This is a genomic window from Chitinophaga chungangae (assembly GCF_017742215.1).
In the GTDB taxonomy this organism is placed as follows: Bacteria; Bacteroidota; Bacteroidia; order Chitinophagales; family Chitinophagaceae; genus Chitinophaga; species Chitinophaga chungangae.
Map to the genome: position 1 here is coordinate 356,559 of NZ_JAGHKP010000003.1, position 11,651 is coordinate 368,209.

Consider the following 11,651-nt stretch of genomic DNA (forward strand, 5'->3'; position numbering starts at 1 on the left):
AAGGGATCAAACCGGTTGGTCATACACGAACCGGCTTTTTCCCCGGACAAAAAAAAAGGACGCCCGGCGGCGTCCCTTCCTATAATTTGTATGTTTCGTCACTTTGTTACTGGTTCCACTTTGTATCCTTTTTTCCGTAAAAGCGCCACCACGCCCTGGTCTCCGCCGAGGTGCATGGCGCCGCAGCCGAACAGCACGGTTTCCTGCTGCATGGCTTTTTCCATGACAGGGATCCATTTACGGTTGCGGTCGTACACCAGTTTGTCCTCATACCCCGCAAATTCCGGCGATTCGCCCAGCATGGCGTGCAGCCGCTGGATGTCCTGTTTTTTGTAAGCCGCCACCAGGCGAGCATAAATTGCTTTTTGTTTCGGAAGATCGCTGATGTAATCCATGATCATCCGCGCTTCCAGCGTGTCGGGGAAGGCGTCGAACACGTCTATCTGGTCGTCCAGCGCTTCCAACCCGCGTATTTCTTTTTGCTGTTCCTTCGCCATGCTTACAAATTTGCTTTCATAGGCCGTAGCCGTGGGGCAGTTCAGCATCCTGGGCAATATGATGGAAAGGATCACCATGGGCTTCATTTTGTTGAACGCGCTCAGCTCGATGTGCATGCTGTCTTTCAGGTATTTGTCCAGCTTGCGGTAATCCGCTTTCGAAAACGCATTCTCCAGCGAATACTGCTCGTTGTTTTCCTGCAGGCGCGTCATCATGGTGGCCATCATGCCCGGGTCGTCCATGTCTATTTCGAGGTAAATGGACTTTGACTGTTTAAACGCGCGCACGAGCGGTTCGGGAAGAAAAAAGTCGTTGGGGCATATCAGGTGAATGGTGCCGTACACGTAGGAAGGCTGTTTGAGATTTTTGCCGGAGACCCTGTACAGCAGCGACTGTTGGGCGGAAGCGGGCAAAAACAGGCAGATCAGGGCAAAAGCGGCAAAGGTCCTTTTTATCATAATTGTGATGGATTATAACCGGGTGTAAAATTGTACAAGCTGCATCATCAGTATTTCAATATCCGCGCGGGTATGCAGCGCGGAAAGCACTGCGCGGTGAATCTTCGGCCCCTGCGGGTCCGGGTAGGCGAAGGAAGATATGAGGGTGTCGCGGCGGAGCAGGAATTCGTTCACATCTTCTTCACGGTCTTCCAGCACAAACATGGGTAAAGCCGCCTGGTGGCTGATAGCGGCGATGCCTTCGGTGAGCCCTTCCATGGTTAGGATGTTTTTCTGCAGCCGTTTTCGGGCCGTGGCGAAAGCCTGCTGCGATTGCAGGAACGCGTAAGCATATGCCGGTATCATGGCGGTGCTGGCCGTGAAAAGCGGCAGTTTGCGGATGGCGGCGATGTCTGCGGCATGGCCGGCCACCATGCCGCCTTCGAGACTGTAAGCCTTGGCCAGGGAAGCGGTAAGCAGGTAACGCACGGCTTCGTTGGCGGGCAGCAGCGAAATAATGCCTTCGCCTTCCGGGCCGAGCACGCCCAGGCCATGACTATCATCCACCAGCACCAATGTTTTGCGGCGGAGTTGTTTTAATGCGCTGAAATCGTTGATGGTGGCGGTAAGCGGGTTCACCGCATCGGCGATGATCACATACTGGTGGTCGTTTCCGAGGTTCACCATATCCACCACCGCGTTGATCCAGTCCGCCCAAGTGCCGGAAGGAATTTGCGCGCCGGGATAACGGATGGCGGGATGCGCACCCGGAGAATACAGGGCTTCGCCTTTGCTCACCGCGTAGGTAACGGCGGCCTGCGCGGCGAGGTAACCGGAAGAAAAACAGGCGGCGCTTTGCTGGTGCAGATGCGCGGCCAGCGCATGTTCCGTTTCTTCGTACAGCCGTAGCTGTAAATTGCCGATGCGGGAAGAGGGGTATACGCTGCCGTAACGTGCCAGCCCTTCGGCCAGCAGGTTGCGGAAGGCGTGGGACACGTGCATGCCCAGGTACGCGAAACCGGAAAAGAACAGGCAGTTCCTTCCTTCGATCTGCGCCGTTCTGCCGGGCGTACTGTCTGTAGTGCTGAACATATTATTGCTTCCGGGTGCGTAAAATAAAATGATAGTCGCCGGAGGCTACTTTCATATCGAAATTATTCTCGTCGAGCTTTTGCACTTCCACCAGGTGCTCCGCATTGCGTGAGCCGTTGGAGCTGGTGATGGAAATGATCTTCCCGTTGCTGAGCAGCTCGTACCGCCCGCTGTCCGGCACGCCCGCGATGGTGGCGATAAACAGGCCGTTGTCCAGGAACTGGTAATACGCATCGGAATAATAGCCGTTTTTGAGGTCTTTCGATTGCGTGATCTGATCGTTGTTGTACGGGTCAGATGGTGGAACGGCCACATCGTAGACCTTCCATTTTTTATGTTTGAGCAGCTTGTCGGTTTTGCCGCTGCTGCAGGCGGTGAGCGCTGCAGCGAGGCAGCAGGTATAAACCAGGTATTTTATCATTTGCCGGCGGCTTTTTGTTCGTTAAATTCCCGGGTTTTGCCTTTGGCGATGGAAAGGGTCTGCCAGTTCTCCGCCTTCATCATTTTCCCCAGGAACACGATCTGGCCTACGTGGTAAGGGTAGTGGGCCAGCTGGCGGTTCAGGGCGTCTATCACGATGTGCGGTTCGGTACGGATGTGCACGATCTTGGATAGATCGGCGTCGGTAAGACCGTCCAGCGTTTGCATCAGGCAGTCCCAGCCTTTGTTCCAAATGGCGGTCATGTCTGCCTTGGTGGCTTTAGGTTCCTTGTCTTCAAACTCCGCGTCGCGCTCGCGCCAGGGTTTTTCGCCGTCGGTGGTCAGGAAGTCGGTGAAGCGGCTGAGCATGTTGCCGCTCATATGTTTTACGATGATGTAAATATTGTTCGGTTCGCCGGCGGGCTGCCAGTGGATCTGCTCGTCGCTGAGCTGGGCGAATGTTTTCTCCGCAAGTTCCTTGTAAGTAAGGAACCGTTTCTTCAGGCTGTCAAGATAAATACTCATAACCAGGCTTTTTTATATCCCGAATGTACAATTATTCTCCGGCAGCGCTGTCGTCGCCGCGGCCGTCCGCCACGGCTTCCAGTTTGCCCTTTCCCGTCACTTTAATTAATTCCGTTCTGCCGATGGAACCGCGTGCCTCGAATTTGTAGCCCATGCGCTCCAGCGAATATTTCACGGGGTTGGGGAACCCTTTTTCGAGATACACGACGTCCGGCAGCCATTGATGATGGAATTTGGGCGCATTCACCACTTCGCTGGCGTCCAGTTTAAACACGAGCGCGTTCACCAGCGTCTGGAACATGGAAGTAATAATAGTGGCGCCGCCGGGCGTGCCGGTGATCAGCAGCGGTTGTTTGTTCTGCAGCACGATGGTGGGCGTCATGGAGCTGAGCATGCGTTTGCCCGGCGCAATGGCGTTGGCTTCGTTGCCTAACAGCCCGTACATGTTGGGCGATCCGGGTTTTACGGAAAAATCGTCCATTTCGTTGTTGAGCAGGAAACCCGCGCCGCCCACCACTACGCTGCTGCCGTAACCGCCGTTGAGCGTGGTGGTAACGGATACGGCGTTGCCTGATGCATCCACCACGCTGAGGTGGGTGGTCTGGTCGCTTTCTTTGATCACGCCGGCGGGCACACGCGCGCTGAGCGAAGCGAGCCCGGGCGTGAAATCGGCCATGCGGCGGGAGAGATAATCTTTATCCATCAGGTTGTCTACCGGCACATCCACAAAATGCGGGTCGCCGAGGTATTGCGCACGGTCTGCATACGCCCTGCGTTCCGCTTCTATCATCAGCTGCACGCTTTTGGGGTTGTGAAAGCCCCATTCTTCCATCGGCTGGTTCTCCACCATGCCGAGCATCTGCCGCAGCCCGATGCCGCCGCTGCTGGGCAGGGGCATGGTCACCACATCGTAGCCGCGGAATTTGAACTGCAGCGGTTGCAGTACTTCCGCGCGGTAATTCTTCATGTCTTCCACGGAAATGATCCCGCCGCCGCGTTGCATTTCTTCCGCCACCAGCCGCGCCGTTTCGCCTTCGTAAAAACCGGCCGCGCCTTTTTCGGCAATACGTTTCAGGGTATTGGCAAGGTCTTTCTGCACCAGCGTATCGCCTTCTTTCCAGTCGCCGTCTTTCACGAAGGCCACGGGCCGCGTGTTCACTTTCAGGAAAGTGGCGCGCTGGCGGTTGAGGCCGCGCGCTTCGGCGGCGGTGATAATGTAGCCCTGTTCGGCCAGGCGGATGGCAGGAGCTGCCAGCCTGGCGAACGGCAGTTTGGCGTATGGGTGCGTGGCGATCAGCCCGGCTACGGTGCCGGGCACACCGGCGGCGAGGTGGCCTGTAAGACTTTTATTTCTGACGGGCGTTCCCGCGGAATCGAGGTACATATCGCGGTGAGCCTTTCCGGGCGCCATTTCGCGGTAATTGATCGCTATTTTTTTGCCTTTGGGCGTGACGGCTACGAGAAAACCGCCGCCGCCCAGGTTGCCCGCTTCCGGGTATACGACGGCCAGCGCCAGTTGTGTGGCAATGGCCGCGTCGAACGCATTGCCGCCGGCTTTTAATACCTCCGCGCCCGCCATGCTGGCCAGCGGATGTGCCGATACCACGGCGTATTTACGGGCTTCCAGGCGTTTGGTGATGGTGTATTGCTGCGGGCCTGATTGCTGGGCCGCAGCGCCCAGGGATAACAACGTAAGCAGGAAAACAAAGGAACGCGTCATTGTTGGCATCATTTCCAGCTAAATTAATATTATTTCCCGGCGAATCCATTACATGTGCAGGCCGCATTTTTCCTATCTTAGGGGGATACAACCAAACTATGAGGTATATTTTTTCCTTATTCGCGGCCCTGATCGTTATTGCAACAACGCAAGCCCAGCCTTCCCCGCAGCAGTTTCTTCAATACCAGCCCGGTACACGGTTCACGCCGCATTTCAAAGTGATGGAGTATTTCCGGAAAGTGGCGGAAACCACTAAAAACGTGAAGCTGGAAACTTATGGAGAAACCTACGAAGGCCGGCCGCTGGTGATGGCCATTCTTTCCAGCCCCGAAAACATGGCGCGGCTGGAAGAGATCCGGCAGCACAATCTCGGCCTCGTTTCCGGCACGGCGCAAGGCCCGCAGCCGGTGATCGTCTGGCTCAGCTACAACGTGCACGGCAACGAAGCCGTAAGCACCGAAGCCGCCATGAAAACGCTGTACACACTGCTTACCGAACGCAAAGAGCTGCTGCAGAACGCGGTTATCATTATAGATCCCTGCCTGAACCCGGACGGGCGCGAACGTTATGTGAACTTCTACAATTCCGTGCGCGGCAAACAATACGACGCCACGCCATACGCCCGCGAGCATTACGAGCCCTGGCCCGGCGGGCGCAGCAATCATTATTATTTCGATCTGAACCGCGACTGGGCATGGCAAACGCAAACCGAATCGCAGCAGCGCGTATTACAATACAACCGCTGGATGCCGCAGGTACACGTGGATTTTCATGAACAGGGCGTGGAGGCGCCGTATTATTTCGCGCCGGCGGCGGAACCGCTGCACGACGCCATCACGGCCTGGCAGCGCGACTTCCAGGTGCAGATCGGCAAACATAACGCCACTTATTTCGACAAAAAAGGCTGGCTGTATTTTACGCGCGAACAGTTCGACCTGTTCTATCCCAGCTACGGCGATACTTATCCCACGTACAACGGTTCCATCGGCATGACCTACGAACAGGGCGGCGGCGGCCGCGCGGGGCTTGCCATTACCACCCGCCAGGGCGATACGCTTACGCTGAGAGACAGGGTGGAACATCATTTCGTGACGGGCATGGCCACCGTGGAAGTATCCGCCGCCAACGCCGCGAAACTGGTGCAGGAATTTACCCAGTACTTCGCCGATGCGCGCAGCAAACCTTCCGGCGAATACAAAACTTATGTCGTGAAAGGCGCGGGCAACGCCGAAAACCTGCTGACGCTTTCCGAAACGCTGCGCCGCAACGATATTGTGACGGGTTTTGCCACGGGCAATTCACAAAGCAGCGGCTTCAACTATTTCACCGGTAAAACCGAAAAGTTCAATATCGAGAAAGGCGACCTGGTGATCAGCGCTTTCCAGCCGCGTTCCAACCTCGTGCGCGTGTTATTCGAACCGGTGGCGCGGCTGACGGATTCCGTCACTTACGACATCACCGCCTGGGCGCTGCCGTATGCTTACGGATTGCCCGCATACGCGGTATCGGGCAGGCTGGATCCCGCCGTGAGCGCGGAACCGGAGAAAACCACCGTTACACAGGCGGAAGGCAATACTTACGCGTACCTCGCGCAGTGGAACAGCACCAAAGACCTGAAATTCCTCGCCGCTTTGCTGAACCGCAACATCAAAGTGCGTTATTCCGAAGCTCCTTTTACGATCGGCGAAAATACATACGCCGCCGGCACGCTGATCATCACCAAAGCCGGCAACAATTCACTGGAGGCAGTGCCTGCCATCGCCACAAAAATGGGCGTGGCACTGGTGAAAGTACCGACCGGTTTCGTGGATAAAGGCGCGGATTTCGGGTCGGACAAAATACGTTACATTCGCAAGCCGAAAGTAGCCGTGGTGGCGGGAGACGGCGTTTCTTCGCTAGGCATGGGCGAGATCTGGCATTTCTTCGAGCAGCAGATCGAATACCCGCTCACCGTTATCCCTTCTTCGTCGCTGTCCGGCGCCAGCTGGCGCGACCTGGACGTGCTGATCCTGCCTGACGGGAATTATTCCGCATTGGCAGACAAACAGGCCGCCGCCCGGCTGAAAGACTGGGTGAGCGCGGGCGGAAGGCTTATTGCTTTGGAAGACGCGGTAGCGCAACTGGCAGCCGGCGAATGGGGCTTCAAACTGAAAAAAGACGAGGAAGAAAATGATAAAGACAAAAAAGAAGAACCGAAAAAAGACCCGTATCTCCCGCTGAAACCTTACGCCAACCGCGAACGGGAAAGCGTTTCACAATTCATACCAGGCGCTATCTACAAAGTGCATATGGACCACACGCACCCGCTGGCATTCGGTTACCCGGATTATTATTACACGCTCAAACAAAGCGATAAACTGGTGGAGTTCATCGAAAACGACGGGTGGAACGTGGGCGTGCTGAAACAAAACGATTACCTCACCGGCTTCGTGGGGGCGCAAACCAAGCTCCGTCTCAACAACGGCCTGCTTTTCGGCGTGAAGGAAGTAGGGCAGGGGGAAGTAGTGCTGCTCACAGATAACCCGCTGTTCAGAAGTTTCTGGGAAAACGGCAAGCTGCTGTTCGGCAATGCCGTGTTCATGGTAGGACAATAAAAAGCTCGATAATATCAAAAGCCCCGCGGAATATTTCCCGCGGGGCTTTTTTATGCATTGGTCTATGTTTTCAGCGGGTTGGGCGATCGCGCGATCGTTCCATCCGCGATCTTGTTATTATTGTGCCGTACTCCTCGTCAACGAACAGATAGTCCGTTATCGTTTAAAGCAAAAAAAGGCTACTTGTCTGAAGTAGCCTTTTCTTTTTTATGAGCTGGTCTTACATTTTGCGTTTGATGCCGCAGCCGACGGAAGCGGTGGTGGTCACCGGCACTGGTTTGCCGGTTGTCATGGCGCTGATGGCGTTGTGGAGATAGTGCGTCTTTACGCCTTCGGCGCTGCCGGGATTATCGTCTATCGCGCCTTTGTACACGAGCGTGGCGTTTTTGTCGAAAAGGTAACATTCGGGCGTGCGGTCCGCGGCAAATGCATCCGCGATCTGGTTGTCTTTATCCACCACATACGGCCAGCTGTAACGCTGCCCTTTGCCGTAGCTTTGCATGGCTTCGAAGGAATCGCCGCCGGTGGCGCGGTCTGCTTCGTTGGAATTGATAAGGATCACGCCGATGTTATTTTTCAGCGCAAACTGGCAGATCTCGCGCGTGCGATCCTGGTTCCGTTTAACGTACGGGCAGGTATTGCAGCTGAACATAACCAGCAGGCCATTGCTTTTTTTAACGTCGTTCAATGAAAATTCCCTGCCGGAGATGTCTTTCATTTTGATATCTGCCTTCGGCAGCTTCGCCCCGATGTTCAGCGTATCAGGAAAACGGAATGCCACAAGCGAAAACACTGCAAGAAGCAGTAAAAGAATTTGCTTTTTCATAGGCTCCCTTAATTTGGTTCAACATGAAATTAAGGCATTTGGCAGGTAATAAAAAGCCATTCATCCTAATTTAGAAAATCTTCAGCGGGGAATTGATATGATATTAACGGAGAGGTTATGAAAGTCCCTGTAACTCAGGCGCTTCATTCAGTTCGCGTTCTGCCGCAATTTCGCGCAGCGTACTGATGCTGGTGTTCAATTCGAAGCCGATCAGCAGTATGAACGAGTTAAAATACACCACGAGCATCAATACCAGGATGGTGCCGATGGAGCCGTAGATCTGGTTGTATTGCGCAAAATTCGTGACCCAGAACGAAAAGCCGAGGGTTACGACGATCATGGAAATGGTGGCGAAAGTGGAGCCGGCGGAAATGAATTTCCATTTCTTTTTGGTGGCGGGGCCCCAGCGGTAGATCACGGAAATGATGGAAAAAAACAAGAGCACAATGAGCACCCAACGTACAAGGCCCATCGAGAACTGGGACACCGCGTCTGCAATGCCGACCTTCTCCAGCAATGTTTTTAAGATCGTGCCCTGCACGATGATGAGCGCAACCGTTACCAGCAAAAGCATTACCAGGAACACGGTGAGCATCAGTGCCGTGAGCCGCGTTTGCCACCACGTGCGTTGTGTGAAGCCCGGCAGCAGTTTGTCGAACGAGCGCAGCATGCCCATTACCCCGTTGGACGAATAATAAAAGCTGAGCACGAACGCTAAAGACAGCAGGGTGTTGCGCTGGGTGTACAAAAAGTCGTGGATCATGTCGCGCACGATAATGTAGCTGCTGTAGTTGGGCGTGAGGCTTTCCGCGAGGTCGTACAGCGTGGGCTCAACGTTTTGCAACGGGATGAACGGCACGAGCGTGAAAAGGAAGATGAAAAACGGCGGAATGGCCAGCAGGAAGTTGAACGAAATGGCCGCGGCGCGCTCGGTGAGGCTTTCTTTCGCCGTTTCTTTCAGGAAAAAAACGATCACGTCGTACAAAGGCGCACGGTCGAACCCCGGCAGTACCAGCGTTTTGCTTTTATGCACTAACCAACGTACGGGTTTGAAATCAAGAATGATTTTTTCTACATCGATCATCCGCGGGATTTGTTGGACCGTTGTAAAAGTACGAAGAAAGGGTTATTTAATCCCTCTTGCGTTCAATTCCTTCTGATAGGTGCGCGCGTTTTCGAGATGTTCCTTAAATGTGGAAGCGAAGGCGTGATACCCGCTGCCATCGGCCTTTGCGCAGAAATAAAGGTACTCCGTGTCCGCCGGTTGCAGCACCGCTTCGATGGATTTTACGGAAGGCGTGCATATGGGGCCGGGAGGAAGGCCGGTATAACGGTAAGTGTTATACGGAGAATCGAATGTGAGATAAGAGCCCCAGATACGTTTTAACGCGAAATTTTTCAGCGCGTATTTCACGGTCGGGTCGGCGCCCAGCTTCATGCCTTTTTTCAGCCGGTTGAGGTATACGCTGGCGATGCTCGGTTTTTCGTCGTGGCGGTTGGTTTCTTCCTCCACGATGGAAGCGAGGGTAACCACTTCGGCGGGTGTAAGCCCCAGTGCGGCGGCTTTGGCCTTGCGTTCGTCCGTCCAGAATTTCGCGTAGCTATCTTCCAGTTTTTCAAACACCTTGCCCGCGCTGGTGTTCCAGTAAAATTCGTACGTATTGGGCATCACGGCCGCCATTACGGTTTGCGTGTCGAGACCGAACTGGCGCAAGTACACGGCATCGTCCATTATCGCGCGGAGGGCGGTGGAATCGGCTTCCAGCTGGGAGGAAACGAGGCGTATAAAGTCGTCTTTGAGGCGTAGTTTGTTGATGACCAGTTTTACGGGCGATTGCCTGCCGGAGCGGAGGATGCGCACGATATCGAGGTTGCCCATGCCTTTTTTGATCTCGTAACGGCCGGCTTTCACGCGGGCGGGATAATCCAGCTGGCGCGCCACGAGGTTGAAGGTGGCGGGGGAGGAAATGATCTCCTGGTCTTTGAGGCCCTGAAGCACATCCGCATATTTGCTGCCGGTAGGGATGTAAAAGTATTTTTTATCGCCGAAAGAGCGGGTATTGGGGCCCATGAGCAGGTAACCGCCGAGCACGAGGGCGCCGGCCAGCAGGCAGGCGGCAATAACGGCAATGCGGCGCACCCAGGGGGAGTTGTTTCTTTTTACTTTGGACTTTTGTTTCATGGGATGGATGGCGGTATTTCAATAAAAAACCCCGCTTTTAATGGCGAGGTTCTTTTAAATATTATGTTGGCGGATAATATTACTATTTGCCGCTGTCTGCGGGTGTTGCAGGCGGAGTGGTTTGGTTTGCGGGGGCCTGGTTCGTCGGGAATTGCTGGGTATTGCCTGCGGGCGCCGCGGGGCCGCCGCCTGCGCGTTCGATGGCGCTGTTGCCTTTTACGGCGCCAGCGGGACCTTTGCTCACGAACATGGCGGAGGTGAGGCAGAGAACAGCAATAACGGCTGCCAGTATCCAGGTGCCTTTTTCAAGCACGTCGGTGGTCTGGCGTACGCCCATCACCTGGTTGCCAAAACCGCCGAAGGAGCCGGAAAGGCCGCCGCCTTTGGGATTCTGCACCAGCACGAAAAAGCCCAGTAATACACAGGCCAGCACGATCAATATTCCAAAGAAAATTAACATATTCTGTTATTTGTTATTGTCTGTAAGTTGTTGTTTAAGTTCATTTATGCGTTGCGCAAAATAAGCGTTTTTACCGGGATTAAGCAAACTTAATTTTTGGTAAATGCCGATCGCTTTTTCAGGCTGATGCTGGCGTACCCAGATCTCGGCCAGGGTCTCGGACACGATGTCGTCGTTGAGGGTAATGGACTGGATGGCCATTTTTTCCACTCTTTCGGTTACTTCCGGGTCGTCGTCCTCATACAATTTGTGCAGTTGCTGGTGGTACCAGTCGCGGGAGGATTTGCCTGCAAAATTGTCTTTTATTTCCCGGAGCCAGTCTGTAAAACTTCTCATCTCGGCGGCGGCTTTCTCTGTCATCTTTTCTGCGGTAATCGGGTCTTTCAGCTTTTTATAAGCAAAATAATCTTCTGTGTACAGGGGCTGGAAGGTGAGCACGGTTTCTTCCACGGGCGTATCCATGGGGTGGATGCGGATGGGCGTTTCGTCTGCCGCAGCGGCAGGCGCGGCGGTATCGTCTTCCACGTCTTCGTCCGTGGCCACTTTTACCAGCGGTGTTTCCGGGTCTGCTTTAGGCAGGGCCAGGCCAGGGCCTTCGGGCTGTGCCTCGGAAGGTACCACGATCTCTTCTTCCTCCGGTTCCGGTTCGTAAACGGAAGGTTCTTCGGGCTTCAGTGCCTCGTAGTCGATGGCCACGACCTCGTCTTCGATGGAATTGCGGGCGATTTCGGCTTCCGCGGCTTCGTAATCAACGGCCACGATCTCGTCTTCCACGGAATTACGGGCGATCTCTGCCTCAACGGCCTCAAAATCCACAGCGACCACTTCATCCATCTGGGCTTCTTCCTCACCTGTTCGTTTTGCTTCGGCTTCGGCAGCGGCTTTTGCGGCGGCTTC

At 54.6% G+C, this 11,651-nt stretch carries 10 protein-coding genes and 1 pseudogene; 1 reads left to right on the top strand and 10 read right to left on the bottom strand.

Going from position 1 to position 11,651, the window contains the following annotated elements; all coding sequences use genetic code 11:
• Positions 1 to 98 precede the first annotated feature (98 nt).
• The 5 genes from J7I43_RS15735 to ggt are packed head-to-tail and all read right to left on the bottom strand — an operon-like array spanning position 99 to position 4,692.
• Positions 99 to 956, bottom strand: coding sequence for a TraB/GumN family protein (locus J7I43_RS15735; RefSeq protein WP_209146741.1), 858 nt, complete (start codon positions 954 to 956; stop codon positions 99 to 101).
• A gap of 12 nt (positions 957 to 968) precedes the next feature.
• Positions 969 to 2,027 (bottom strand): aminotransferase class I/II-fold pyridoxal phosphate-dependent enzyme, encoded by a 1,059-nt coding sequence (locus J7I43_RS15740; RefSeq protein ID WP_209146743.1) that lies wholly within the window; start codon positions 2,025 to 2,027, stop codon positions 969 to 971.
• Between the two features lies 1 nt (position 2,028).
• Positions 2,029 to 2,448: a hypothetical protein gene (locus J7I43_RS15745; RefSeq protein WP_209146745.1), complete on the bottom strand. Its 420-nt coding sequence runs from the start codon at positions 2,446 to 2,448 to the stop codon at positions 2,029 to 2,031.
• Positions 2,445 to 2,972, bottom strand: coding sequence for a DUF1572 family protein (locus J7I43_RS15750; RefSeq protein WP_209146747.1), 528 nt, complete (start codon positions 2,970 to 2,972; stop codon positions 2,445 to 2,447). The genes J7I43_RS15745 and J7I43_RS15750 overlap by 4 nt, the downstream gene beginning before the upstream one ends.
• 31 nt (positions 2,973 to 3,003) lie before the next feature.
• Positions 3,004 to 4,692 (bottom strand): gamma-glutamyltransferase, encoded by a 1,689-nt coding sequence (gene ggt / locus J7I43_RS15755; RefSeq protein ID WP_209146749.1) that lies wholly within the window; start codon positions 4,690 to 4,692, stop codon positions 3,004 to 3,006.
• A 98-nt stretch (positions 4,693 to 4,790) separates the two neighbouring features.
• On the opposite strand from ggt, the gene J7I43_RS15760 reads away from it, so the two are divergent.
• Positions 4,791 to 7,286: a M14 family metallopeptidase gene (locus tag J7I43_RS15760; RefSeq protein WP_209146751.1), complete on the top strand. Its 2,496-nt coding sequence runs from the start codon at positions 4,791 to 4,793 to the stop codon at positions 7,284 to 7,286.
• 220 nt (positions 7,287 to 7,506) lie between these two features.
• Here the strand turns inward: J7I43_RS15760 and J7I43_RS15765 are convergent, their stop codons facing one another.
• The 5 genes and pseudogenes from J7I43_RS15765 to J7I43_RS15785 form a co-directional block, all read right to left on the bottom strand.
• Positions 7,507 to 8,112: a thioredoxin family protein gene (locus J7I43_RS15765; RefSeq protein ID WP_209146753.1), complete on the bottom strand. Its 606-nt coding sequence runs from the start codon at positions 8,110 to 8,112 to the stop codon at positions 7,507 to 7,509.
• Between the two features lie 115 nt (positions 8,113 to 8,227).
• The gene (locus J7I43_RS15770; RefSeq protein ID WP_209146755.1) at positions 8,228 to 9,196 is read right to left on the bottom strand and encodes a YihY/virulence factor BrkB family protein; all 969 of its coding nucleotides are present in this window, start codon (positions 9,194 to 9,196) and stop codon (positions 8,228 to 8,230) included.
• A gap of 42 nt (positions 9,197 to 9,238) precedes the next feature.
• Positions 9,239 to 10,294, bottom strand: a complete 1,056-nt coding sequence (gene mltG / locus J7I43_RS15775) for an endolytic transglycosylase MltG (RefSeq protein WP_209146757.1) — start codon at positions 10,292 to 10,294, stop codon at positions 9,239 to 9,241.
• Positions 10,295 to 10,376: 82 nt separating this feature from the next.
• Positions 10,377 to 10,754, bottom strand: a complete 378-nt coding sequence (gene secG, locus J7I43_RS15780; protein WP_236023406.1) for a preprotein translocase subunit SecG — start codon at positions 10,752 to 10,754, stop codon at positions 10,377 to 10,379.
• 6 nt (positions 10,755 to 10,760) lie between these two features.
• Positions 10,761 to 11,651, bottom strand: a pseudogene (locus tag J7I43_RS15785) (hypothetical protein); the annotation flags it as partial.